The following is a 25768-nucleotide window of genomic DNA, read 5'->3' on the forward strand; positions in this document are numbered from 1 at the left end:
TCCCGCCCGTCACCAGGCGAAGCGTTCGTGATGGACGTGCCGCTCGGGCACCCCGGCGGCCCGGGCCGCGGCCTGCACGGCGTCGACCCAGCCGTCCGGGCCGCACAGGTAGACGTCGTGGTCGGCGATGTCGGGGGAGAGCCGGCGCAGCGCCTCGGCGTCCGGCAGCCCGGCCGCGTAGCCGGGCAGCCAGGCGGGCTGCCGGCCGCGCGGACCGACCAGGTAGTGGACCGACACGCCGCGGTCGACCGCGAGCCGCTCCAGCTCCGCCCGGAAGGCCAGCTCCTGCGGGGTACGCACGCGGTAGAGCAGCACCGCCTGCCCGGGTGCGTACGGCAGCTCCCGGAGCAGGGCCAGCAGCGGGGTGACGCCGATCCCGCAGGCGAGCATGGTGATCCCGCCGCCACGCCAGTGTTCCCCGGTCAGCCGCCCGTACGGGCCCTCCAGCAGCACCCGGGTGCCCGGTCGCAGGGTGGCCACCCGGGAGCTGTCGTCGCCGAGGTCCTTGACGGTGATCCGCATCAGGTCGCCCGTCGGCGGGGCGGATAGCGAGTACGGGTGCGCCCGGGACCAACCGGGGCCGGCCAGGAAACGCCAGCCGAAGAACTGCCCGGCCCGGACCGGCAGCCGGTCCAGGTCCCGCCCGCGCAACCAGACCGAGGTGACGCCGGGCGCCTCGGGGACCACCGCGGCCACCTCGACCCGGTGCCGCAGCGAGCGGTACGCCGGCAGCCCGAGCCGGAACACCAGCACACTGCCCAGCGCCCCCAGGTACGCCGTCCACCAGTACGCCCGCGCGGCGGCCGAGGAGACGAAGTCCACGCCGGTCCACAACTGGTGCGGCAGCGCCAACCCGATCCCCAGGTACGCGTACAGGTGCAGCAGGTGCCAGGACTCGTAGCGCAGCCGACGGCGGGCCGCCCGGACGGAGCTGACCACCACCAGCACCAGCAGTGCCAGCGCGGCGGTGGCCAGCAGCATCCCCGGGTACCCGGTGACCAGCAACCAGAGCTGTGTCACGGGGTTCTCCCGGGCCGTGCCGGCGTACCCCAGGGTGGTCAGCAGCACGTGGGCCAGCAGCAGGTGGAACGAGGTGAAGCCGGCCAGCCGGTGCCAGCGGGCGATCCGGTCCTGGCCGAAGCGCCGTTCGACGAGCGGCACCCGGGCCATCAGCACCACCTGGACGAGCATCAGGTCGGCGCTGAGCAGGCCGGTGAGCCGGCCGGCGGAGGTGAGGCCGGTGGCCACCCCGGAGAGCAGTTCCTGCACTCCCCGGTCGGCGGTCCAGAGCGCGACGACGACCAGCAGGCTGAGCACCGCCGCGCTGCCGGCCAGGTCGGCCCACCAGCCGGGGGCGGTGGGCAACGGTCGGCGCGGGGTGTCCCGGCCCAGGACGGTGGTGCTCATCAACGGGTGGTTCCGGCGGGTCCTTCACTCATGCGTTCCACCCTGCGGCGGCGACCTCGGGTCAGGCTTTGCCGTCACTGTGCGCCGGCTGGGAATCGTCGCTGGCACGCCGTACGCCGGACGTTGCGTTTTCGTCGGGGGCAGGGTGTACTGTCAGGGCAGTTAGAACGAGTGTTCGATTCACTCGCACACCCGTTCCAACGCCCCCGGGGCGGTGTTTCGCGGCGTCGACCCGGGCAGGTGCGGTTTCGCGGACCGCACCGGGTTCCGGGCAGTCGCGAGCCCGGTCCCGTCAAGGCAGGTCGTCGCCCGCCGCCCTCGACCCCCGGGCGGCGGGCGACGAACCCGCCGGTTCGCCGGCCGGGTGTGGTGTGGGGAAGCATCCGCACCCGGCCGGCCCCCAGCGGTGCGTCTTCCTCCGCACCACCCGCCCCGGGCGTCGCGCCGGTGGAGCCTCTCCACCTGGCGTCCCGCCCGACCCGGTCACGCGGAGGAGACAGTCATGCCGACCAACCCGGCCCAGGCGCCGACGGTGCCCGCGCACGTGTTGCCGCACCGCACCCCGACCCAACTCCTCGCGGCGGCCCGCCACGGGCTGGCCGAGGCCGCCCAGACCCGTCCCGACGGGCTGCGCTACGCCGCCGCCCACCTGGCCGCGCTCCGCGCCGCCGCCGCCCTGCTCGCCGCCCGGGCCCGGCCGGCGCCCGCCCGCCGCCGCCGGATCACCAGCGTCTGGGTGCTGCTCGCCGGGGTCGCCCCCGAACTGGACGAGTGGTCCCGCTACTTCGCCGCCACCGCCGCCAAGCGGGCCGCCGCCGAGGCCGGCATACCCCGGGTGGTGAACGCCCGGGAGGCCGACGACCTGCTCCGGGCCGCCGAACAGTTCGTGACGGTGGTGGAGCAGGCGCTCGGAGTGACCCACCAGCCCGCCCTCGACGGTCTCGCCGCCTGACCCGGCCGTGCCCGGGTCCCCGCCGGGCACCTGATCCGGCCGGGCAGGGGCACCTCGACGCAGCGTCCCACCGCGTCCGGGGCGAGCACGCAGTGCACCTGATCCACGCAACGACACGACGGGGGGTTGGTCCGATGGCGGGCCGCATGGTGGTCGGTTCCGCCGCACTGACCGATCTGGTCCGCCCGGCGAGCGCCCCGGACCCGGCCGGCAGCCACCGGGTGCTCCCGGTGGCACCGGAGTTGACCGGCCTGCTGCCGCACCGGGGGCTGCGTCGGGGCAGCACGGTCGCCGTCACCGTCGGCCAACCCCGGCGCAGCGGCGGCACCTCCCTGGTGCTGGCGTTGCTCGCCGAGGCGTCCCGGGCCGGGTCGTGGTGCGCGGTGGTCGGGGTGCCCACGTTCGGGGCGGGCGCCGCCGCCGAGGTCGGCATCGCCCTGGACCGGCTGGCCCTCGTCCCGCACCCCGGTCCGGAGTGGCCGACCGTGGTCGCCGCCCTGATCGACGGGGTCGACGTGGTGGTGACCGCCGTACCGCACACCGTCTCCGCCCCGGTGGCCGACCGGCTGGCCGCCCGGGCCCGGCAACGCGGCTGCGTGCTCGTGCCGTACGGCCGGTGGACCGGCGCGGACGTCACGCTCCAGGTGGTCCGGGGGGTCTGGGAGGGGCTCGGGCCGGGACGGGGTCGGCTGCGCCGACGCGAGGTCACCGTGTCGGCACGCGGGCGCGGCGCGGCGGCCCGCCCGAAGGAGATCACGATGTGGCTGCCCGGCGACGGGCTCACCCGGGTCGTGCCCCGCGCCGCGCCGGCCGTCTCCGTCGGACCTGCCGTCCCCGTCGGGCCCCGGCCGGGCGGATTCACCGTGGTCGGGTCCGGGTGACCGGCGCGCCCATCCGTACCCTGCTGCTCTGGTGCCCGGACTGGCCGGTGCTCGCCGCCGAGATCGTCGACGGGGTGCCCGCCACCGGCCCGGTGGCCGTGCTGCACGCCAACCGGGTGGTGGCCTGCTCCGCACCGGCCCGCGCCGCCGGGGTACGCCGGGGCCTGCGCCGCCGGGAGGCGCAGGGGCGCTGCCCCGCGCTGACCGTCGTCGACCACGACCCCGGCCGGGACGCCCGCGCCTTCGAACCGGTCGTCGCCGCGGTGGAGGAGGTCGCCGCCGGGGTCGAGGTGGTCCGCCCCGGCGTCTGCGCGCTCGCCGCCCGGGGGCCCGCCCGCTACCTCGGCGGTGAGGAGGCCGCCGCCGAGCGGATCATCGAACAGGTCGCCGAGTCCTGCGCGGTGGAGAGCCAGGTCGGGATCGCCGACGGGGTCTTCGCCGCCGGTCTCGCCGCGCGTACCGGACAGGTGGTGCCGCCGGGCGGGACCCCGGGGTTCCTGGCCGGGCTGCCCGTCGAGGCGATCGGCCGGCCGGCCCTGGCCGACCTGCTGCGCCGGCTCGGCGTACGCACGCTCGGCGGGTTCGCGGCGCTGCCCGCCGGTGACGTGCTGGCCCGGTTCGGCTTCGACGGGGCCCTCGCCCACCGGCTCGCCGCCGGGCAGGACCACCGGCCGCTCGCCGTCCGGCAGCCCCCGGTCGACCTGACCGTCACCGCCCACCACGACGAGCCCCTCGACCGGGTCGACGCGGCGGCCTTCGCCGCCCGGATGCTCGCCGAACGGCTGCACGCCCGGTTGGCCGGGCACGGGCTGGCCTGCACCCGGCTCGGCATCGAGGCGGTCACCGCACACGGTCAGGAGCTGCACCGGGTGTGGCGACACGACGGGTTGCTCACCGCCGCCGCGATCGCCGACCGGGTGCGCTGGCAGCTCGACGGCTGGCTCTCCGGCAGCACCGGTCGGGCCGGTGCCCGACCGGCCCGGCCGACCGCCGGGATCGTCCGGCTGCGGCTGGTGCCCGACGGGCTGCTGGCCCGGGGTGGGCTGCAACCCGGCCTGTGGGGGGAGGCCGGCGAGGAACGCGACCGGGCGCACCGGGCGTTGAGCCGGGTGCAGGGCATCCTCGGCCCGGAGGCGGTGGTCACCGCCGTGCTGGGCGGCGGTCGGTCCCCGGCCGACCAGACCCGCCTGGTCCCGTGGGGGGACGAACGGCTCCCGGCCCGCCCCGGCCCGCCACCACTGCCGGGCGCACCGGCCAAGCCACCGCTGCCGGGCGCATCCGTCACGCCGCCGGTGGACGGGTCGTCGGGTGTCGTGCCGCCGCCGTCGGCCGGAGCGGGTCGGGGTGGTGCTGAGGTGACGGGTCGGGGCGGTGCCGCGCGGGCCGGGCGGCGGGGGAGTCCCGTGCCGCCGTGGCCGGGGCGACTGCCACCACCCGCGCCGGCCGTGGTGCTGCCCGTTCCGCTCACCGCGACCGTGCACGACGTCACCGGGGAGCCGGTGCTGGTCAGCGCCCGGTTGGCGGTCAGCGCCGCGCCCGCCCGGCTGGCCGTCGGCGGCGCCGCCCCGACGGAGATCGTCGGCTGGACCGGTCCGTGGCCGGTGGACGAGCGGTGGTGGGCCCCCGCCGAGGCCCGCCGTCGAGCCCGGTTCCAGGTCTGCCTGGCCGACGGTGCCGCCCTGCTGCTGGCCGTCGAGGCGGGCCGGTGGCTGGTGGAGGCGATCTATGACTGACCGGTGGTCCGCGCTGGTCCGGTCGGTGTGGCGTTCCGTCCGGGGCCATCCCGCGTCCCGACGATGTTTCCGGGTGAGCGGTATGCCTGGCGGTCATAAATATGACTCAGCGGCATACCGCTCACCGAGCGATCCATTCCCGTCCGCGACGCCCCTGCCGCACCACGCAGCCGGCCGCAGGAAGAGATCCGGATGAGCTTCCACAATCCGAAGCTGCCCTGGTCGGAACTGGAGCGGGTGCTGTCCGGACGGTCCACCACCGACGGCGGCGCGGGCCCCGGTGGGTCCCGGGGTGACGGGGGACGGGGCGGGCGGCGGCGCGGGGAACGGCACCTGCACGTGGTGGACCCGCTCGCCGACGCCGACGGCGGCGACTCGCCGGCCTGGACCCGGCACCGCGAGCGGTACGCACCGCCGGAGCTGACCCGCCCGGACGACCCGGTGCCCTACGCCGAACTGCACGCGCACACCAACTTCAGTTTCCTCGACGGGGCGAGCCACCCGGAGGAACTGGCCGAGGAGGCCGCCCGGCTGGGGTTGACCGCGCTCGCCGTGACCGACCACGACGGGTTCTACGGGGTGGTCCGGTTCGCCGAGGCGGCCCGTACGCTGCGCCTGCCCACGGTCTTCGGAGCGGAACTGTCGCTGGGGCTGCCCGGCCCGCAGCAGGGCGAGCCCGACCCGCTGGGCCGGCACCTGCTGGTGCTCGCCCACGGCCACGAGGGGTACGCCCGGCTCGCGTCGGTCATCTCCCGGGCCCAGCTACGCGGCGGCGAGAAGGGCCGGCCGGTCTACGGCGACCTGGAGGAGGTCGCCGCCGAGCTGCGCGACCACGTGCTGGTGCTGACCGGCTGCCGCAAGGGGCACGTGCCGGCGGCGCTGCTCACCGCGGGGGTGGACGCGGCGGCCCGGGAACTGGACCGGCTCACCGCGCTGTTCGGCGCGGAGACGGTGGCGGTGGAGCTGACCGACCACGGGCACCCGGTCGACGCCGACCGCAACGACGCCCTCGCCGAGCTGGCCGCCACCGCCGGGCTGCCCACCGTGGCCAGCAACAACGTGCACTACGCCAGCCCGGGGCGACGACGGTTGGCGACCACCCTGGCCGCCGTCCGGGCCCGGCGCAGCCTGGACGAGATCGACGGCTGGCTGCCCGCCGCCGCCACCGCCCACCTGCGCAGCGGCGCGGAGATGGCGGCCCGGTTCGCCGGGTACCCGGGTGCGGTGTCCCGGGCCGCCGAGTTCGGCGCGGAACTCGCCTTCGACCTGCACCTGGTCGCGCCCCGGCTGCCGGCGTACCCGGTGCCGGCGGGGCACACCGAGATGAGCTGGCTGCGCCACCTGACGCTGGCCGGGGCGCACGAGCGCTACGGCCCGCCCGGGGCGCACCCGGAGGCGTACGCGCAGCTGGAACACGAGCTGCGGATGATCGACGAGCTGGGCTTCCCCGGCTACTTCCTGGTGGTCTACGACATCGTGGCGTTCTGCCGCGCGCAGGACATCTACTGCCAGGGCCGGGGTTCGGCGGCCAACTCGGCGGTCTGCTACGCGCTGCGGATCACCAACGTGGACGCGGTCCGGCACCGGCTGCTGTTCGAACGGTTCCTCGCCCCGGAACGCGACGGGCCACCCGACATCGACGTGGACATCGAGTCCGACCGGCGGGAGGAGGTGATCCAGCACGTCTACGCCCGGTACGGCCGGGAGCACACCGCCCAGGTCGCCAACGTCATCTCCTACCGGCCCCGGTCGGCGGTGCGGGACGTGGCGAAGGCGTTCGGCTACTCACCCGGCCAGCAGGACGCCTGGAGCAAGCAGATCGACCGCTGGGGCTCGGTCGCGGCGGTCGACGTTGAGGGCATCCCCGAGCAGGTGGTGGCGTACGCCGACGAGTTGCAGACGTTCCCCCGGCACCTGGGCATCCACTCCGGGGGGATGGTGATCTGTGACCGGCCGGTGATCGAGGTGTGCCCGGTGGAGTGGGGGCGGATGCCCGGCCGCAGCGTGCTCCAGTGGGACAAGGACGACTGCGCGGCCGTCGGGCTGGTCAAGTTCGACCTGCTCGGCCTGGGCATGCTGTCGGCCCTGCACTACGGCTACGACCTGATCGGCCAGAGCCTCGACCTGGGTGACATGACGTTGGACGACCCCGAGGTCTACGACATGCTCTGCCGGGCCGACTCGGTGGGGGTGTTCCAGGTGGAGAGCCGCGCCCAGATGGCCACCCTGCCCCGGCTGAAACCCCGCGAGTTCTACGACCTGGTGGTGGAGGTGGCGCTGATCCGGCCCGGCCCGATCCAGGGCGGCTCGGTGCACCCGTACATCAGGCGCAAGAACGGCCAGGAGCCGGTGACGTACCCGCACCCGCTGATGCGCAACGCGCTGGAGAAGACCCTCGGCGTGCCGCTGTTCCAGGAGCAGCTGATGCAGCTCGCCATCGACCTGGCCGGCTTCGACGCCGCCGGGGCCGACCAGTTGCGCCGGGCGATGGGGGCGAAACGGTCGGTGCAGCGGATGGCGCAGCTCGCCGACCGGCTCTACGCCGGGATGGCCGGGCGGGGGATCACCGGGGAACTGGCCGACGACGTCTACCGCAAGCTCACCGCGTTCGCCAGCTACGGCTTCCCGGAGAGCCACGCGATGAGCTTCGCCTACCTGGTGTACGCCAGCTCCTGGCTCAAGCGGCACCATCCGGCGGCATTCCTGGCTGCCCTGCTCAACGCCCAACCGATGGGGTTCTACGCACCGCAGACCCTGGTCGACGACGCCCGCCGGCACGGCGTCGAGGTCCGCCGGCCGGACGTCAACGCCAGCGGGGCGGGGGCGGTGCTGGAGTCCACGCCGGAAACGCGCTGGGGGAGCGTGCCGGGGGAGCCGCCGCACGCCTGGGGGCTGGGCGGTCCGGCGGTCCGGCTCGGGCTGGGCGGGGTCCGTACCCTCGGCGACGACCTGGCGGGGCGGATCGTGGCGGAGCGGACGGCGCACGGGGCGTACCGGGACATGCCGGATCTGGCCCGGCGGGTCGGTCTGACCGCGGGGCAGCTGGAGGCGCTGGCCACCGCGGACGCCTTCGCCTGTTTCGGGCTGACCCGGCGGCAGGCGCTCTGGGCGGCCGGGGCGGCGGCCCAGGACCGGCCGGGCCGGCTGCCCGGCACGGTGACCGGCGCGGCGGCCCCCACCCTGCCCGGGATGGAGGCGGTGGACCGGCTCGTCGCCGACGTCTGGGCCACCGGGCTGTCCCCGGAGACCCACCCGGCCCGGTTCGTCCGGGACCGGCTCGACGCGCTGGGTGCGGTGCCGATCGCCCGGCTGGGGCGGGTGGAGCCGGGTCGGCGGGTGCGGGTCGGCGGCATCGTCACCCACCGGCAACGTCCGGCGACCGCCGGTGGGGTCACCTTCCTCAACCTGGAGGACGAGACCGGGATGCTGAATGTCACATGCTCCCCGGGGCTGTGGCAGCGCTACCGTCGAATCGCCCGTACCAGCAGCGCGCTCGTGGTCCGTGGTCGGTTGCAGCGGCACGAGGGGGTCACCAACCTCACCGCCGACCGGCTGGACCCGATCACGCCGCCGGTGGAACCCGCCTCCCGCGACTTCCGGTGAAGTGATCCACATTACGGTTTTCCCGGCCGGGAGACAGGAGAATTCCGGCACGCGCGGGCAGAGCGGCCCGCGCGCGGCAAGGGGGAAGGCCAGTGACGATGGACAGCACTTACACCGGTGGACTGGCGAACGCCCGGCGCACCCGGCTGGGTGCCGGTTGGACGCCCGCCCAGGACGCCGAGCCGCGGGAGTACCAGGTGACCGAGGGGCCGGTGGCGAACACCCGCCGGTCCCGCGCCGAGGAGGACCCGGCCGGCGGCGGGGAGATCTGAGCCGGCGACGGCACCGCCGACGGGGGGTCGGGTGGCGTGGGTGACTAGGCTCGACCGGGTGGAACAGAGCACCCGCAGCCGGTTCGCCGAGCCGCCGTTGACCCCCCGTACCGCCGTCATCTGGTCGGTGCTCGCCGCCGAGTTGCAGCGGCGGGCCGACGACACGTTGACCGTGCTCGACGTGGGCGGCGGCACCGGCGGGTTCGCCGTGCCGCTCGCCCAGGCCGGCCACCGGGTGACCGTGGTCGACGCCAGCCCCGACGCGCTCGCCGCGCTCACCCGACGGGCCGCCGAGGCCGGGGTCGCCGATCGGGTGCACGCCGTGCAGGGCGACGGCGACGCGCTGACCGGGCTGGTCGAACCGGCCACCGTCGACCTGGTGCTGTGCCACGCGGTGCTGGAGGTGGTCGACGACCCGACGCCGGTGGCGACCGCGCTGGCGACCGCGCTGCGTCCCGGCGGCGCGGCGAGCGTGCTGGTCGCCGGGCGGGCCGCCGCCGTGCTGGGGCGGGCCATGAACGGTCACCTCGACGTCGCCGCCGCGCTGGCCGCCGCGCCCGACGGGGCCGCCGGTCCCCGGGACACCCTGCGCCGCCGCTTCGACGCCGAGGAGGCCGCCGCCCTGCTGCGCGTCGCCGGCCTCACCGTCGAGGAGATCCACGGGGTACGCGTCCTCGCCGACCTGTTGCCCGCCACCGTCGCCGACGGTCAGCCGGGTGCCCTGGTCGAGCTGGAGAAGGTGCTGGCCGGGCGGCCGCCCTACCGGGACCTCGCCGCCCAACTGCACCTGTTCGCCCGCCGCCAGGCATGACCGGGGTGGCCCCGGCCGGCGCACCGGTGCCCCCGGCGGACCCGCTCGCGGTGCTGGCACCGCGCTACGGCGGGGGCAGCCTGGCCGACGTGCTGCCCAGCGCGTTGGCGGTGCTCGGCGTGCCGGGCGCGGTCGACCTGCTCGGGCTCGTCCCCGCCCTGGCCGGGGTACGTCGGGTCGCCGTGCTGCTCGTCGACGGTCTCGGCTGGTACCAACTGCCCACCGCCGCCCGGTACGCCCCGACCCTGACCGGGCTGGCCGCGACGGTGGGCCGCCCGTTGACCTCAGGCTTCCCGTCCACCACCCCGACCAGCCTGGTGACCCTGGGGGCGGGTGCGGCCCCCGGCGCGCACGGCGTGCTCGGCTTCACCGTCCGGGTGCCCGGCACCGACCGGGTGCTCAACCACATCGACTGGCCCGGCGACCCGGACCCGCTGCACTGGCAGCCGGTGCGTACCCAGTGGCAGCGGGCCCGCGCCGCCGGGGTCGCGGTGAGCGTGGTGAGCCGCCCCGAGTACGCCGGCAGCGGGCTTACCCTGGCCGCCAACCGGGGCGGCGACTACCGGGGCGCCGGCGGGGTGGACGCGCTGGCCCGGACGATGCTGGCGGCGCTGTCCGCCGGGGCCGGCCCCACCCTGGTCTCCGGCTACCACCCCGACCTGGACCGGCACGGTCACCTCAGCGGGGTCGACTCGGCCCCGTGGCGGATCGCCGCCGCCGAGGTCGACGCCCTGCTCGCCCGCCTCGTCGACGGGTTGCCGGCGGACGCCGCGCTGCTGGTCACCGCCGACCACGGCCAGCTCGACGTGCCGGCGGGGCACCGGTTCGACCTGGACACCGACGCACGGCTGCGGGCCGGCGTCCGGGTGGTCGCCGGGGAGCCCCGGGTGCGCTACCTGCACGTCGCCCCGGGGGCGGTGGACGACGTGGTGGCCGCCTGGTCGGCGGTGCTCGGGCCGGCCGCCCGGGTGTGCACCCGGGAGGAGATGGTGGCCGAGGGGTGGTTCGGCCCGGTCGCCGAGGAGCACCTGTCCCGGGTCGGTGACGTGGTGGTGACCTGCCGCGACACGTACGCGGTGCTGGCCACCCGGTCGGAGCCGCCGGCGGTGTCCCGGCTGGTGGCCTACCACGGGGCGGACACCGCGGCGGAGATGACCGTTCCGCTGCTGGTGGTCCGGGGCTGACGTGGCCGTCGCCCGTGGGGCGGGCGGGCCGGTTGTCGTACCTGGCGGTTAGCCTGCCGGGATGGGTCGGAGCCAGTCGTTGCCGCGCGGCGGTGACCCGCGTTTCGGGCCCGACGCCGACGACTCGGCCAGCCCGATCCTGCACGTCGACATGGACGCCTTCTTCGCCTCCGTCGAGGTGCGCCACCGGCCCGAGCTGCGCGGCCGGCCGGTGGTGGTCGGCGGGGTCGGGCCGCGCGGCGTGGTCAGCTCCGCCAGCTACGAGGCCCGGCGCTTCGGGGTGCGCAGCGCGATGCCCACCGCGCGGGCCCGCGCGCTCTGCCCCGGCGCGGTCTACCTACCCCCCGACTTCGCCCGCTACCGGGCGGCCTCCGACGCGGTGATGCGGATCTTCCGGGACGTCACCCCGTTGGTCGAGCCGCTCTCCCTCGACGAGGCGTTCCTCGACGTGGCGGGCGCCCGCCGGCTGTTCGGCCCGCCCGCCGCCATCGCCCGGCGCATCCGGGAGCGGGTGACGGCCGAGCAGGGGCTGACCTGTTCGGTCGGGGTGGGCCCGAGCAAGTTCGTGGCCAAGCTCGGCTCCACCCGGGCCAAGCCGGACGGTCTGCTGGTGGTGCCGGCCGGCCGGGTGCTGGAGTTCCTCCACCCGCTGCCCGTCGACGCGTTGTGGGGGGTGGGGGAGCGGTCGGCCGAGACGCTGCGCCGGCTCGGCCTGCGGACCATCGGCGATCTGGCCGAGGCGCCCGTCGGGATGCTGCGCAAGGCGCTCGGTGCGGCGTCCGCGACCCACCTGCACGAGCTGGCCCGGGGGCGGGACCCGCGTCCGGTCAGCCCGGAGCACGTGGAAAAGTCGATCGGGGCCGAGGTGACCTTCGACGTCGACGTGGTCGACCCGCAGCAGATCCGGCGGTCGCTGCTCGCGCTCAGCGAGAAGGTGGGCAGCCGGCTGCGCGGGGCCGGTCAGGTCGGCCGGACGATCTCGCTCAAGGTGCGACTGTCGGATTTCCGCACCGTCAACCGGTCCCGGACGCTCGGCGTGGCCACCGACGTGGCCCGGGAGATCTTCGACACGTCCTGGGGCCTCTGGACGGTTCTCGACCCGGGTGAGCCGGTCCGGCTGGTCGGCGTACGGGTGGAGGGTCTGGCCGGTGCGGCCGACACTCCGCGCCAACTCGCCCTCGGCGCGCCCGAGCGGGGCTGGCGGGAGGCGGAGACCGCCGCCGACGCCGCGGCTGCCCGTTTCGGGCGGTCCGTCATAGGTCCGGCCAGTCTGCTCGGCAGACGTGATCCCCGCCCCGGCGAAAATAGCAGTCGGCCATAGGTCGTCCCGCTTTCCGACGCGCGACCCCCCTCGTAGACTTGGCGGCAAGCAGCCGGTTGGCTGCCACGGTCTGTCGGCCCGACCGGGCCGACCAACGTGACCGGGGAGGAGTGCCGTGCCGCTCTCGGAGCACGAGCAGCGGCTGTTCGAGCAGATCGAGCGGTCGCTTGCCGAGGACCCCAAATTCGCCTCGGCCGTGCGCGCCAGCGACCCGCGTTTCCACACGCGGCGTCGCCTGCTCGTCGCTGCCGGCGTGGTGGTCGTCGGCCTGGCCCTGTTGGTCTACGGCGCGGTGATCAAGACGCCGCCACTGGCAGTGGCGGGGTTCGTCGTCATGCTGGCCGCGCTGGGCTATGCGGTGCAGTCGCACCGGCGGGGGCAGTCACCTGACCTGCACGTGGTGGGCGGCACGACGAGTCGTCGTCGTCCGCGTGGCCGCGGCGGCCGGCGGCCGTCGTTGCTGGACCGCATGGAGGACAGGTGGCGGCAGCGCCCGGAGGGACATCGTTGAACCCCGCCCACCCCTGAGGTGGACGGGCGACACCGACGACGGTAGGTGCCGGACACAGTCCGGCCACCTCCGTCGTATCACCACGCCCGGGAGTCGTATCACCACGCCCGGGACAGGGCGAGGTGCCCACGCATGTGGGGCGAGGTGGCGGTATCCGAAACGACTGATACCGCCACCTCGCCCCATGAGCGTCCCGCCGCGCCTGACCTCCCAGCCCCTCGGCCGGGAGGTCAGGCGCGGCGGGTGGCCAGCAGGCGGCGGGGGTTCCAGCGCAGCAGCAGGCGACGCAGCCGCCCGGAGGCCGCCACCAGCCGCGCCGAGCTGTCGCCGAGCGAGGTACGCCAGCGCAGCAGCACCGACGGCGGCAGCACGGCGGCGAGCAGCCGGGTACGCCGGTCGGCCCGCGCGGCGAGGGTGTCGCGTACCGTCCGCAGCGCCGGGTGCAGGGGCTCGCCGGTGAGCGGGTCCCGGGCGTACCTGGCGCGTTCCTCGGCCCGGCCGAGCAGCCGTACCGCGGTGGCGGGGCCGGCGTCCGCACCGACGGCCTCCCGGGCCAGCCGCTCGGCGGTCGCCCGGGGCGTCTCGGTCCGGTCGATCCGGACCCGGTAGTCGACCAGGGTGTCCAGCAGCTCGTCCCAGGCGGCGTGGGCGTCCGCGCGGGCCCGCTCGGCGTCCGCGCCGAGCACCGTCATCGGGATGCTCGCGCCCGCCCCGTCGTCGGGGGCCACGCCGGCCGCCACCGGGACTGCCCGATGGTGCCGTTGCCGGCGCAGCGCGCGCCGCCGCAGCGCCGGCAGCGCCAGCAGCACCGACAACACGAGCAGCGCACCCACCGTCCACCAGGGCCAGGTCGGGGCCTGCTCGACGGGGGCGCCGGTGGTCGGGTCGAACCCGGCGTCGGTGTCCTTGTCGGCGGCCTCGTCGCGCTGCGGACCGGTGGTGGCGCCCGGGTCCTCCGGCGCGGCGGGCGCGGCCGTGTCCGACGGCTCCGGGTCCGGGGCGTCGGAGTCCGGCGCCCACGCCGACCGGGTCGACCCCTGGACGCCGTACGCCGGGGTGGCGTCGAACGGCACCCAGCCGAACCGGTCGAAGTAGACCTCCGTCCAGGCGTGCAGGTTGCGGTTGGTCAGGACGGCGGTGTCCCCGTCGACGCTGCTGCCGTTGGTGAAGCCGAACGCCACCCGGGCCGGGATGCCCGCCTCCCGCACCAGCCAGGCCAGCGCCGCCGCGTACTGCTGGCAGTAGCCGACCTTGTTGGTGAGGAAGTCGACGATCTCCTGGCCGCTGGTGCCGCCCTTGGTGCTCAGCGAGTAGCTGAAGCCGTTCTCCCGGGAGAAGTAGTCGTAGAGCGACCGGACCCGGTCGTAGTCGTTGGACTTCCCCTCCACCAGCCGGTTGACCAGCAGGCTGACCTCGCGGACCTCAGGGGTGCGGGTCTGTTGCAGCCGGATCGGGTGCTCGGCCGGCAGCGGGCGGGCCCGGCGCAGCGCCGCCGGGCTGTACGTCGAGCGCACGTACTCGAAGGAGTACCGCTTGCCCCGGGAGTTGTCCCGGTTGGAGAAGACCACCCCGAGGTTCTGGTCGTACGACCAGTTGCCGTTGAGCCCGTCGAAGCTGACCGGGTCGGTGTAGACCGGCACGAAGGGCATGTTCAGCGACCGGTTCACCTCGACCGTCGCCCGGTAGGTCTGCTGCTCCACCCCCGCCTGGGCCCGGTCGGTCGGGTCGGGCAGGTCCCGGTTCACCGGCCTACCGTTGGGCGGGCGCACCCGGAAACCGTCCGGGCGCAGCTCGTCGGCGACACCGAAGCGCAGGTAGAACGGGTTCTCCTCGGTGGTGGTGACGGTGACCATGTCGGCCACCTCGGACTGGTTGAGCTGCCCGCTGAGGGCGGCGAACAGGTCGATCCGGCCGGGGCCGCCGCCCTGCCCGGGGCGTCCGTTGCCGGTGCCGGTGCCGGCGGTGTTGAACTGGTCCAGCAGCCCGCCGGTCATCCCCGGCACGGCCAGCGGCAGCACCACGGCCAGCACCACCCCGACCACCGCCAGCCGACGCCCGGCGGCGGCCAGCGGGGAGGACTCCCAGACGTCCACGTCGCGGCCCTCGCCGGTGAACCGGCGGCCGAACCGGCGGACCCGGTCGACGTTGTCGGTCACCAGCAGCCACAGGTAGCCGGCGGCGCCGACCACGAACGGCAGCGCGGGGACGCTGTCGACGTAGACCGCGACCGGCACCGAGTAGATGGCCAGCATGGGCAGCCCGGCCAGGGCCGGACGGCGCAGTCCGACGGCGAGCACGTCGACCACGATCGCCACCGCGCCCACCCCGAGCACGCTGATGAACAGCAGCGGGGTGGTGTCCGGCACCTTCACCCCGTAGGAGCGCATGTCCTGCAACGAGCCCTGCGCCAGCTCACCGAAGTGGGCCAGCGTCGCCGGGGTGGGCAGGAAGGCGATCAGCTCGCCGCCGCCCGGGAAGAGCCAGGTCAGGGCGAGCAGCAGACCGGCGAGCATGCCCAGCACCTGACCCCACAGCGGGGCCCGGACCAGCCGGGTGAGCGCCGCCGCGCCGGCCACCACGGCGACCGCGATGGTCGACTGGATCAGCCAGGTCCACTGTTGGAAGATCGACGACAGGGGGGCCGCGGCGAGCAGGGTCGCCGTGGCGGCCACGAAGCCGATGTTCCGGGACGCGATCACGACGTCACCCTCTCTGTCGGCGGGCGTCGGTGGCGGGGCCGTCGGCGGTGCGGCGGCCGGGGACGGTGCCGGTGCGCCGTCGGGTCACCGGACGGCACCGGCGACCGTCTCGGCGAGCGCCGCGCGCAGCGCGAAGCCCTGCGACCCGCGCCCGGCCTGCGGCCAGAGCGCCGGCAGCTGGCCGTCGTGGTCGACCCCGATGACCCGCCAGCCGCCCTGCAACAGCGACAGCGCGGCGGCGGCGTGGGCCTGTTCGGACTCGTACCGGGCCCGTTCGGGCAGGCTGAGCCAGGTGGAGCTGTGCAGCACGAAACCGACGCAGGTCGCCCCGTTGCCGCGCAACCCGCCGAGCAGTTCCGCCTCGCTGGTGGTCAGCGACCCGAACAACGCGATGATCAGGCCCCCGTCGGCGCGCTGGCGGACCCGCTGCACCAGCGTCGCCACGTCGCCGCGCTGGTCGAGCCGGACGTCGGCGAGGTGGTCGAGGAGCAGGCCGTCCCCGGTGGCCTCGCTGGCGTCGACGTCGACCCCGTCGCCGGTGACCAGGCGCAGCTTGTAGCCGGCCTGGCGCAGGTGCACGGCGATGCTGGCGGCGGCGGACACCGCCCACTCGAAACTGGCCGTCGGGCCGTCGCCCCGGTGCCCGTGCGCCCGGGTGTCCAGCACCACCGTGGCCCGGCTCTCCCAGGGCTGCTCCTCGCGGCGCACCATCAGCTCACCGGTACGGGCTGTCGACTTCCAGTGCACCCGGCGCAGGTCGTCGCCCCTGCGGTACTCCCGGGTGGCGGCGTCGTCCTCGCCGTGCACCGCCACCGACCGGGCCCGGCTGTCGCCACTGCCGGCGTACTCGCCCGGCAGCCGGACCGAGGGCAGCGGGGTGACCTGCGGGATCACGGTGAGCTGTTCGGTGCTGGGGAACGCCCGGCTCAGCTCACACAACCCGAACGGGTCGGTCATCCGGATCACCAGCGGACCCACCTCGTACCGGCCGCGCACGTCGGCACGCACCGTGTACGCGACCGAGCTGGCCTGGTGGGCGCCGAGCCGTTCCAGCACCACCCGGGGCCGGCTGCCCAGCGCGTACGGCAGCCGGTCCTCCAGCAGCAGGGTGCCGGTGGGCAGCCGGGACATGTTCTGCAACCGCAGCACCACCCGGGAGCTGGCCCCGACCGGCACCCGGTGCGGGTCCAGCGAGCGGTTGCAGGCCAGCTTGTACCGGGTCCGGCCGACGTAGAGCGCGGCGAGCAACGGCAGGACGGCGAGCAGCACCGCCACCCGGAGCAGGTCCCGTTCGCCGAGGATGCCGGCCGAGATCGCGGCGGCGATGGCCGCCGCGAGGAACGACCGGCCCCGGGTGGTCAGGCCACGCAGCCCGTCCCGCACGTCACGGCCTCCGCGGCTCGAACGGCGGGCGGCCGTTGCCGGCGGCGGGGCGGGGCGTGTCGTACCCGGTGGGGCGCTTGCGGTCCGGCGGCAGGGCCAGCCGGTGCACCAGCTCGGCGACGATCGCGTCGGTGGTGCGGCGGGCGAGCTGGGCGTCGGCCGTGGGGATGATCCGGTGGGCCAGGACCGGCACCGCGAGCGCCTGGAGGTCGTCGGGGAGCACGTAGTCGCGGCCCTCCAGGGCGGCCACCGCACGGGCGGTGCGCAGCAACTGGAGGGTGGCCCGGGGGGACGCGCCCAACCGCAGGTCGGGGGCTTCCCGGGTGGCGGTGACCAGGTCGACGGCGTACTGCTTGACGGCGTCGGCGACGTGCACGTTGCGCACGGTGGCGATCAGGCGGCGGACCGTGTCGGCGTCGGAGACCGGACGCAGCTCCTGGAGCGGGTCGGCGGCACCGTGCCCGTCCAGCATGGCCAGTTCGGCGTCCGGGCCGGGGTAGCCCATCGCGATCCGGGCGGTGAACCGGTCGCGCTGCGCCTCCGGCAGGGGGTACGTCCCCTCCATCTCGATCGGGTTCTGGGTGGCGATCACCATGAACGGGGTCTGGAGCTGGTAGGTGACGCCGTCGACGGTGACCTGGCGTTCCTCCATGCACTCCAGCAGCGCGGACTGCGTCTTGGGCGAGGCCCGGTTGATCTCGTCGCCGACCACCAGGTTGGCGAAGACCGCACCGGGGCGGAACTCGAAGTCGTGCGTCTCCTGGTTGTAGACGCTGACCCCGGTGACGTCGCTGGGCAGCAGGTCGGGGGTGAACTGGATGCGCCGCACGGAACAGTCGATGGACCGGGCGAGCGCCTTGGCCAGCTTGGTCTTGCCGACGCCCGGGACGTCCTCGATCAGCAGGTGCCCCTCGGCCAGCAGGACGGCCAGGGCGAGCCGGACGGTCGCTGTCTTGCCCTCGATGACCTGCTCGATGTTGGCCACGATGGCCTCGCTGGCGGCGCGGAACTCGTCGTGCGGCAGCACGCCGCCCACCTCGTCCCAGGTCTGTTGTGTCACGGGCCTTCTCCTCGTCGCGACGGCAGCTCGGTAAAGAGCACCTGGACCCGTCGTTCGGTTCGCAACGGGAAGCCTCGTCTGCCGCAGGAATCGCACTGGTCTCTCAGGCTAACCATGTTTACGGTGAACGCCGAACCCTGCCGGAAGTCGGCCGGTCACGCAGCGGATATTCGTCAGGTCGGGGGACCAGACGCGGCCGGGCGACCACGGAAGGTGACCGTCGTGCGGTGGATGTGCCGGGCGGTCGACCGACGCCACGGGGTAAACTGCAGTACATGGCCAGCGTCTTCCTGCTTCTTACCGGGCCGTGCTGATGCGCTGACGCGTGACAGCACGGCGGCCCCTCCTGTGCGGGGGGCTTTTTCGTGCCCGCGGCAGGGTCTCCCGGGCCCGATGCTTACCCGACCCGACATGACCGCGACGACCGCCAAGGAGAAGGCATGAGTGAGACAGCCGCACCGGCGGGCGACATCCCCCCGTACCGGTACACCGCGGCCATGGCCGACGAGATCGAGCGTCGGTGGCAGGACACCTGGGAGCGGGAGGGCACCTTCCACGCGCCGAACCCGACAGGTCCGCTGGCCGACCCGGGACACCCCCGGGCGGGCGCGGAGAAGCTGTACGTGCTGGACATGTTCCCGTACCCGTCCGGGGCGGGGCTGCACGTCGGGCACCCGCTGGGCTACATCGGCACCGACTGCTTCGCCCGCTACCAGCGGATGGCCGGGCGCAACGTGCTGCACGCGATGGGCTTCGACGCGTTCGGCCTGCCGGCCGAGCAGTACGCGGTGCAGACCGGCACCCACCCCCGCACGACCACGGTGGCCAACATCGAGCGGTACCGGGCGCAGCTGCGCCGGCTGGGGCTGGCCCACGACGACCGGCGCTCGGTGGCGACCATCGACACCGACTTCTACCGGTGGACGCAGTGGATCTTCCTACAGGTCTACAACTCCTGGTACGACCCGCAGGCGCGGCGGGCCCGTCCGATCGCCGAGCTGACCGCCGCTTTCGCCGCCGGTGACCGGCCCACCCCCGACGGCCGGGCCTGGGCCGAGCTGAGCCCGGCCGAGCAGCGGCGGATCGTCGACGACCACCGGCTGGCGTACGTCTCGCAGGCGCCGGTGAATTGGTGCCCGGGGCTGGGCACGGTGCTGGCCAACGAGGAGGTCACCCCGGACGGCCGTTCCGACCGGGGCAACTTCCCGGTGTTCAAGCGCAACCTGAAGCAGTGGATGATGCGGATCACCGCGTACGGTGACCGGCTGCTGGACGACCTGGACACGCTGGACTGGCCCGAGTCGATCAAGCTCCAGCAGCGCAACTGGATCGGCCGTTCGACAGGTGCGCACATCGACTTCCCGACCGGGACCACTGGTTCCGGTGTCGCGGGCGGAGCCCGCATCAGAGTCTTCACCACCCGGCCGGACACCATCTTCGGGGCCACCTACCTGGTGCTGGCCCCCGAACACGAGCTGGTCGACGCGCTGACCCCGGACGCCTGGCCGGACGGCACCCGGGACGCCTGGACCGGTGGGCACGCCGACCCCCGGGCGGCCGTCGAGGCGTACCGGAAGGCGGCGGCGGCCAAGACCGACGTGGAGCGGCAGGCCGACACCAAGGAGAAGACGGGCGTCTTCGTCGGCGCGTACGCCACCCACCCGGTCACCGGCGGGCAGATTCCGATCTTCATCGCCGACTACGTGCTGGCCGGCTACGGCACCGGCGCGATCATGGCGGTGCCCGCCCAGGACGAGCGGGACTGGGCCTTCGCCGAGGTGTTCGAGCTGCCGATCGTGCGGACCGTGCAGCCGGCCGACGGGTTCGACGGGCAGGCGTGGACCGGGGACGGGCCGGCGATCAACAGCGCCGCGCCCGAGCGCGGCCTGGACCTCGACGGGCTGGGCGTGGCCGACGCCAAGGCGGCGACCATCGCCTGGCTGGAGGCCAACGGCCACGGCGTCGGCGCGGTCACCTGGCGGCTGCGGGACTGGCTGTTCTCCCGGCAGCGCTACTGGGGCGAGCCGTTCCCGATCGTCTACGACGCCACCGGCACGGCCATCGCGCTGCCCGAGGAGATGCTGCCCGTCGAACTGCCCGAGGTGGACGACTTCTCGCCCAAGACGTTCGACCCGGACGACGCCGACAGCAACCCGGAAACCCCGCTGTCGCGGCGGCGCGACTGGGTCGAGGTGGAGCTGGACCTGGGCGACGGGCCCAAGCGCTACACCCGGGAAACCAACGTGATGCCGCAGTGGGCCGGCTCCTGCTGGTACGAGCTGCGCTACCTGGACCCGACCAACTCCGGGCGGTTCGTCGACCCGGAGAACGAGGCGTACTGGATGGGCCCGCGCGCCGAGGGCGACTGCGGGGGCACCGACCTGTACGTCGGCGGCGCCGAGCACGCCGTGCTGCACCTGCTGTACGCCCGGTTCTGGCACAAGGTGCTGTACGACCTGGGCCACGTGTCGTCGTTCGAGCCGTTCCGCAAGCTGTTCAACCAGGGCATGATCCAGGCGTACGCGTTCCGCGACTCCCGGGGCACGCCGGTGCCGGCCGAGGAGGTCGTCGAGGTCGACGGTCGCTGGTTCCACGGCGAGCACGAGGTGACCCGCGAGTACGGCAAGATGGGCAAGTCGCTGCGCAACGTGGTCACCCCCGATGACATGTGCGCGGCCTACGGCGCGGACACCTTCCGGGTGTACGAGATGTCGATGGGCCCGCTGGAGGTGTCCCGTCCGTGGGAAACCCGGGCGGTGGTCGGGTCGTACCGGTTCCTGCAACGGGTGTGGCGGGCCGTGGTCGACGAGCAGACCGGCGCGCTGCGGGTCACCGACGCGCCGGCCGACGAGGCCACCCGACGGCTGCTGCACCGGGTGATCGACGGGGTCAGGGTCGACATGGAGGGCATCCGGTTCAACACCGCGATCGCCAAGCTGATCGAGCTGACCAACGCGGTGACCCGGCTGGAGCGGACCCCGCGCGAGGTGGCCGAGCCGCTGGTGCTGATGCTGGCCCCGTTCGCCCCGCACGTGGCCGAGGAACTGTGGCGGATGCTGGGCCACGACACCTCGCTGGCGTACGCCGACTTCCCGGCCGCCGACCCGGCGCTGCTGGTCGCCGACACGGTCACCTACCCGGTGCAGGTCAACGGCAAGGTCCGGGGACGGGTGGAGGTGCCCGCCGACGCGGCGCAGGAGGACGTCCGGGCGGCGGCCCTGGAGGCGGTCGCGTCCGCGCTGGCCGGCAAGGAGCCGCGCAAGGTCATCGTGGTGCCGGGCCGGCTGGTTTCGGTCGTCGCCTGACCTGTCGGGAAGGGCACCTCGTCGACGCCTCATGCGGCGCGAGGTGCCCTTCCACCGGCCCGCCCGGCGTGCCGCTGCGGACCGTGGGGCGGGTCAGGGTTCGCGGCGGTGCACGACCAGCGCGGCGACCAGGGTGGCGACGACCGGCCAGGCGGCGAGGGCCAGCCAGGAACCCGGGACCGTGGCGAGATGCTCGTTGAACTGGATGTACGGGTTCGCGACGAGCCGTTCCCAGGCCGGTACCGGCAGGGCGTTGTGCAGCGCGGCCGTCCACCGGTTCTCCAGGTCGAAGGCCAGCGGCAACAGCAGCAGCAGCCCCGTGGTCGCGACGATCGCCGGGGCGGTGTGCCGCAGCAGCGCGCCGAAGCCCAGGCCGATGAGCGCGCAGACCGGCAGCAGCAGCGCCGAGGCGACCACCGCCCGCAACGCCTGCGGCTCGCCGAGCGACGCGCCGGCCCCCCGGTCGGCGAGGATCGCCTGCGACAACCCGAACGAGACACCTGCGGTCAGCACCCCGACGACCAGCATGACCGTGGCCAACACCAGCACCTTGGCGGCGGCCACGGCGGATCGGGCCGGTACGGCGGCGAACGTCGTACGGATCTGGCCGCTGGCGTACTCACCGGCGATCGCCACCGCGCCGACCGCCCCGGCGGCGAGGATGACGAACAGCCAACCCTCCTCGGGGAAGGCGTCGTGGATCGGGTCGAACGCGGCCTGCCGCTCCGCCGAGTAGCCCGGCCAGTTGTGGTGGTCGGCCAGCGCCGCCCGCACGCTGAACAGCACGGCCGACACCGCGATCAGCGCCAGCGACCCGTAGGTGGACCGCAGCGAGAACAGCTTGATCCACTCGGCGGCGAGCAGGTCACGGAAGCGGGCGGCGGGCTCGGCGGCCCGGCGGCCGGCGCCCCGGGTGGCCTCGGTCGGTGCGGTCACCGGTGTTCTCCCGCCCGGTAGTCGACGCGGTCGGCGGTGAGGTTCATGAACGCCTCCTCCAACGAGGTGGACCGGGTGATCAACTCGTGCACCGGGATGCCCCGGGTGAAGGCCAGGTCGCCGAGCGCCGTCGGGCTCAGGCCGGTCACCGTGAGCGCCCCGTCGGGGGCCGTCCCGACGTCCGCGCCCACCTCGCGCACCGCGACGGTCAGCGCCGTCGGGTCCGGCGTACGGACCACGACCTGCGTCTGGACGCTGCGGGCGGCGAACTCGGCCAGGCTCTCGTCGGCGATCAACTCGCCCCGGCCGATCACCACCAGGTGCTGGGCGGTCTGTTCCATCTCGCTCATCAGATGGCTGGAGACGAGGACGGTCCGGCCCTCGGCGGCGAGCCGCCGGAACAGTTCGCGCACCCACCGCACCCCCGCCGGGTCGAGCCCGTTGAACGGCTCGTCGAACAGCAGCGTCGGCGGATCGCCGAGCAGCGCGGCGGCGATACCGAGCCGCTGCTTCATACCGAGCGAGAAACCACCGATCCGGCGTCCGGCGACGCCGGTCAGGCCCACCTCGCCCAGCACCTCGTCGACCCGCGACCGGCCGATGGCGTTGCTGGCGGCGAGCGCCCGCAGGTGCGACCGGGCGCTCCGCCCGCCGTGCACGTCGCCCGCGTCCAGCAGCGCGCCGACGTGCCGCAACCCGCGCCGGCGTGCGGCGAACGGCTGCCCGTCGATCAGCGTGCTGCCGCTGGTCGGGCGGTGCAGGCCGAGCAGCAACCGCAGGGTGGTGGACTTGCCGGCGCCGTTGGGCCCGAGGAATCCGGTCACGTGTCCGGGGCGGACGGTGAGGGTCAGCCGGTCGACGGCCGTGGTCCGGCCGTACCGCTTGGTGAGGTCACGTATCTCGATCACGGGTTCGACGCTGCCGGACGGTGGCCGACCGGGCGTCGTACCGCCGGCCACTTCGGGCCCTGCGGGTTAGGCCCCGGGGCGTACGCCCGCCGGCGGATGACCACCCGACCGCCAGGTGGCTACGGTGTGCCCATGCGTGCCGTCGCCGCCCGTCCCCACCCGGTCGCCCACCGGGTGCGGACGGTCCTCGTCTGGGCCGGGGTGGGCCTGCTCCCGGCCGTGGTGCTGCTCGCGTCGACGGTCGGCACGGGTGGCCCGCTCCTGCCGGTGGTCACCCCCGACGGGAGCGTGCCGGGCATTCCGCTGCGCTATCTCGCGCCGGTACTGGTGGTGCTGTTGCCCGCCGCCCTGCTGGGACGTCGCCCGCTGCTCGCGCTGGGGCTGGCACTCGCCGGGGCCTGCACGGTGACCGTGGCGACGAACGCCTGGGAGGACGGCTACCTGTCCGCCGTCTGGTACCTGCAGTTCCTCGTCATCGATGTGATGGTGGGGCTGGTCGCGGCACGTTTCCCGGGCCGGATCGCGGTCCCCGCCGCCGCCGTGGTGCTGGTGCTGCAGGTCACGGCGGGTTTCGTCAACTCGGCCACCGCCCCGGTCGACCGGGCCACCAGTTCGGTCCTGCTGGTGGTCGCCGCCGTGGTGGCCGGCGGCGCGGCGCGGGCCCGCCGTCGGCACGCCGAGGAGCTGCGCACGCTCGCGGCCGCCGAGGCGGTCACCGCGGAGCGGCTGCGGATCGCCCGGGAACTGCACGACATGGTGGCGCACAGCATCGGTGTCATCGCCATCCAGGCGGGTGTCGGTGCCCGGGTCATCGACACCCAGCCAGGGGAGGCCCGCGCCGCGCTGGCCGCCATCGAGCGGACCAGCCGGGACACGCTGACCGGTCTCCGGCGTACCCTCGGCGCGCTGCGTCACCCGCAGCAGGCGGCGGCGCTGGACCCGCCGCCCGGTGTCGCGGACCTGGACCGGCTGGTCGACGTCGCCGCCGACGCGGGGGTCCGGGTGGCGGTACGCCGGGAGGGCCCGCCCCGACCCCTGCCGGAGGAGGTCGACCTCGCCGCCTACCGGATCGTGCAGGAGGCACTGACGAACGTGGTCCGGCACGCGGGCGTCGACCAGTGCCGGGTCACCCTCGGCTATCTGCCGGACGGGCTGCGCGTCGAGGTGGTCGACGCGGGCCGGGGCACTCCGGCTGACGGTGCGGGTGCGGGACACGGGATCGTCGGCATGCGGGAACGGGTGACGCTGCTCGGCGGCCGGTTCGCCGCCGGGCCGCGCCCGGAGGGCGGCTTCCGGGTCGCCGTCCGCCTGCCGGCCGACGGCGGACGGCTGCCCGCCGGGGCCGACGGGTGAGCATCCGGGTGCTGCTCGTCGACGACCAGCCGCTGGTCCGCGCGGGTCTGCGGGTGCTGATCGCCGACGCCCCCGACATCGAGGTGGTCGGTGAGGCCGGCACCGGCGCGGAGGCGGTCCGGCTGGCCCGGGACGTGCTGCCCGACGTGGTGCTGATGGACCTGCGGATGCCCGGGACCGACGGCATCGCCGCCACCCGGGCGATCACCGCCGCCGGCGGCCCGTCCCGGGTGCTGGTGCTGACCACGTTCGACGACGACGCGCACGTGCACGGCGCACTGCGTGCCGGGGCGAGCGGATTCCTGGTCAAGGACATGGCCCTGGACGACATCCTCGGCGCGGTCCGGGTGGTCGCCGCCGGTGACGCCCTCATCGCCCCGGCGGTGACCCGCCGGCTGATCGCCGAGTTCGCCCGCCGCCCCGACCGGGCCGCCCACCCACGCCCCCTGCCCGGGGTGACCGGGCGGGAACGCGAGGTGCTGACCCTGGTCGGTCGGGGACTGTCCAACCCGGAGATCGCCGCGCACCTGTTCATCAGCGCGGCCACCGCCAAGGCCCACGTGGCCCGGCTGTTCACCAAGCTCGGCGCACGGGACCGGGTGCACCTGGTCATCGCCGCCTACGAGGCCGGGCTGGTCCACCCCGCGCACCGGGACGACCGGGACGCGGACCGGGGTCGCTGACCCGCCGGGGCGACGGGACGCCGCCGGCCGGTCCGTCCGGCGTCAGCGCCGGTCCCCGACGCCGGTGGGGGTCAGTCCGGGTCGAGCCGGCGTCGGCGCTCCGCCCGCCACCACTGGTACGCCAGCACCGCGCTGGCGATCAGCCCGAGGCTCGCCGGGGCGGCGGCGTACCAGTTGATGGTGCCGGGGGAGCTGGCCGCCGCGCCGATGGCGGCGTAGCCGAAGGCGGTCGGGGCGGAGGCCAGCACGCTGCCGACCAGGAACGGCAGCACCCGCGCGCCGGTGGTGCCGTAGCCGTAGCTGACCAGCCCGAATCCGGCGATCGGCAGCATCCGTACGGTGACCACCCCGAGCACGCTCTGCCGGGCGAACCAGCCGTCGAGCCGGGCCAGCCGACCGCGTACCCGCTCGGCGACGAACTCCCGGCCCAGCACCCGGCCGACGGCGAAGCCGAGCGCGGCCGCCAGCAGTGCCGCGCCGAGCGCGTACGCCGCACCCTCCAGCGCGCCGAACACCGCTCCCGCCGCGAGCGTGACGAAGGTCCGGGGGACCAGCGCCACCAGCAGCAGCGCCCCGACCACCACGCCCAGCACCGGGGCGTACCCGCCGAGCGAGTCGGCCAGCCGGGGCAGCTCGGCGACGTCCGGGTGCGGCGTGACCAGCAGCAGCACCACGAACCCCGCGAGCATGACCAGCAGCAGGGCGAACCGACGTGCCGACGGCTGGCGCAGCAGCCGCCGGACGGCGGCGGTCACGGGCGGGCGGC

18 protein-coding genes and 1 pseudogene are annotated in these 25768 nt (G+C 74.9%); 12 read left to right on the forward strand and 7 right to left on the reverse strand.

Going from position 1 to position 25768, the window contains the following annotated elements; translation table 11 throughout:
• Nucleotides 1-9 precede the first annotated feature (9 nt).
• Nucleotides 10-1407 (reverse strand): ferric reductase-like transmembrane domain-containing protein, encoded by a 1398-nt coding sequence (locus tag ACN267_RS01880; protein ID WP_421487772.1) that lies wholly within the window; start codon nucleotides 1405-1407, stop codon nucleotides 10-12.
• A gap of 502 nt (nucleotides 1408-1909) precedes the next feature.
• Here ACN267_RS01880 and ACN267_RS01885 point away from each other — a divergent pair.
• The 9 genes and pseudogenes from ACN267_RS01885 to ACN267_RS01925 all read left to right on the forward strand — a co-directional run bounded on the left by ACN267_RS01885 (nucleotide 1910) and on the right by ACN267_RS01925 (nucleotide 12675).
• The gene (locus ACN267_RS01885) at nucleotides 1910-2359 is read left to right on the forward strand and encodes an SAV_6107 family HEPN domain-containing protein (RefSeq protein WP_421487773.1); all 450 of its coding nucleotides are present in this window, start codon (nucleotides 1910-1912) and stop codon (nucleotides 2357-2359) included.
• Nucleotides 2360-2493: 134 nt separating this feature from the next.
• On the forward strand, nucleotides 2494-3240 hold the full coding sequence (locus ACN267_RS01890; RefSeq protein ID WP_421487774.1) for a hypothetical protein: 747 nt from the start codon (nucleotides 2494-2496) through the stop codon (nucleotides 3238-3240).
• Nucleotides 3237-4973 (forward strand): annotated as a pseudogene (locus ACN267_RS01895) (DNA polymerase Y family protein). The gene ACN267_RS01890 and the pseudogene ACN267_RS01895 overlap by 4 nt, the downstream one beginning before the upstream one ends.
• A 192-nt stretch (nucleotides 4974-5165) precedes the next feature.
• Nucleotides 5166-8576, forward strand: coding sequence for an error-prone DNA polymerase (locus ACN267_RS01900; RefSeq protein ID WP_281895569.1), 3411 nt, complete (start codon nucleotides 5166-5168; stop codon nucleotides 8574-8576).
• A gap of 98 nt (nucleotides 8577-8674) precedes the next feature.
• Nucleotides 8675-8848 (forward strand): hypothetical protein, encoded by a 174-nt coding sequence (locus ACN267_RS01905; RefSeq protein WP_232378670.1) that lies wholly within the window; start codon nucleotides 8675-8677, stop codon nucleotides 8846-8848.
• A 40-nt stretch (nucleotides 8849-8888) separates the two neighbouring features.
• Complete coding sequence (locus tag ACN267_RS01910) at nucleotides 8889-9659, forward strand: methyltransferase domain-containing protein (protein WP_204959287.1); 771 nt, start codon at nucleotides 8889-8891, stop codon at nucleotides 9657-9659.
• Nucleotides 9656-10843, forward strand: coding sequence for an alkaline phosphatase family protein (locus tag ACN267_RS01915; protein ID WP_281895573.1), 1188 nt, complete (start codon nucleotides 9656-9658; stop codon nucleotides 10841-10843). Before ACN267_RS01910 ends, ACN267_RS01915 begins: the two co-directional genes overlap by 4 nt.
• A 61-nt stretch (nucleotides 10844-10904) precedes the next feature.
• The gene (locus ACN267_RS01920; protein WP_204959285.1) at nucleotides 10905-12164 is read left to right on the forward strand and encodes a DNA polymerase IV; all 1260 of its coding nucleotides are present in this window, start codon (nucleotides 10905-10907) and stop codon (nucleotides 12162-12164) included.
• Nucleotides 12165-12279: 115 nt separating this feature from the next.
• Entirely contained in the window at nucleotides 12280-12675 is a 396-nt protein-coding gene (locus ACN267_RS01925) for a DUF3040 domain-containing protein (protein WP_088643026.1), read from the forward strand.
• A gap of 230 nt (nucleotides 12676-12905) precedes the next feature.
• Here ACN267_RS01925 and ACN267_RS01930 read toward each other — a convergent pair whose 3' ends face one another.
• From ACN267_RS01930 to ACN267_RS01940, 3 genes are all read right to left on the reverse strand, one after another.
• Nucleotides 12906-15374 (reverse strand): transglutaminase TgpA family protein, encoded by a 2469-nt coding sequence (locus tag ACN267_RS01930; RefSeq protein WP_421487775.1) that lies wholly within the window; start codon nucleotides 15372-15374, stop codon nucleotides 12906-12908.
• Nucleotides 15375-15458: 84 nt separating this feature from the next.
• On the reverse strand, nucleotides 15459-16757 hold the full coding sequence (locus tag ACN267_RS01935; protein WP_204959283.1) for a DUF58 domain-containing protein: 1299 nt from the start codon (nucleotides 16755-16757) through the stop codon (nucleotides 15459-15461).
• Between the two features lies 1 nt (nucleotide 16758).
• Nucleotides 16759-17817, reverse strand: a complete 1059-nt coding sequence (locus ACN267_RS01940; RefSeq protein WP_088643029.1) for an AAA family ATPase — start codon at nucleotides 17815-17817, stop codon at nucleotides 16759-16761.
• A gap of 440 nt (nucleotides 17818-18257) precedes the next feature.
• Between ACN267_RS01940 and leuS the strand changes: the two genes are divergently transcribed.
• Nucleotides 18258-21122, forward strand: coding sequence for a leucine--tRNA ligase (leuS, locus tag ACN267_RS01945; RefSeq protein ID WP_421487776.1), 2865 nt, complete (start codon nucleotides 18258-18260; stop codon nucleotides 21120-21122).
• Between the two features lie 93 nt (nucleotides 21123-21215).
• On the opposite strand, the gene ACN267_RS01950 is transcribed toward leuS, so the two are convergent.
• The gene (locus tag ACN267_RS01950; protein ID WP_421487777.1) at nucleotides 21216-22058 is read right to left on the reverse strand and encodes a hypothetical protein; all 843 of its coding nucleotides are present in this window, start codon (nucleotides 22056-22058) and stop codon (nucleotides 21216-21218) included.
• A complete protein-coding gene (locus ACN267_RS01955; RefSeq protein ID WP_421487778.1) occupies nucleotides 22055-22966 on the reverse strand; it encodes an ABC transporter ATP-binding protein in 912 nt (303 codons plus the stop codon). The genes ACN267_RS01950 and ACN267_RS01955 overlap by 4 nt, the downstream gene beginning before the upstream one ends.
• Before the next feature lie 132 nt (nucleotides 22967-23098).
• Between ACN267_RS01955 and ACN267_RS01960 the strand changes: the two genes are divergently transcribed.
• Together ACN267_RS01960 and ACN267_RS01965 are read left to right on the forward strand one after the other, a co-directional pair.
• Nucleotides 23099-24319, forward strand: a complete 1221-nt coding sequence (locus ACN267_RS01960) for a sensor histidine kinase (RefSeq protein WP_421487779.1) — start codon at nucleotides 23099-23101, stop codon at nucleotides 24317-24319.
• Nucleotides 24316-25002 (forward strand): response regulator, encoded by a 687-nt coding sequence (locus ACN267_RS01965; protein WP_421487780.1) that lies wholly within the window; start codon nucleotides 24316-24318, stop codon nucleotides 25000-25002. Before ACN267_RS01960 ends, ACN267_RS01965 begins: the two co-directional genes overlap by 4 nt.
• Nucleotides 25003-25073: 71 nt before the next feature.
• Here ACN267_RS01965 and ACN267_RS01970 read toward each other — a convergent pair whose 3' ends face one another.
• Nucleotides 25074-25757, reverse strand: a complete 684-nt coding sequence (locus ACN267_RS01970; RefSeq protein WP_421487781.1) for a TVP38/TMEM64 family protein — start codon at nucleotides 25755-25757, stop codon at nucleotides 25074-25076.
• Between the last annotated feature and the right edge of the window lie 11 nt (nucleotides 25758-25768).

Origin of the sequence: Micromonospora sp. WMMD734 (genome assembly GCF_049178975.1) — a bacterium.
Lineage (GTDB): Bacteria > Actinomycetota > Actinomycetes > Mycobacteriales > Micromonosporaceae > Micromonospora > Micromonospora wenchangensis.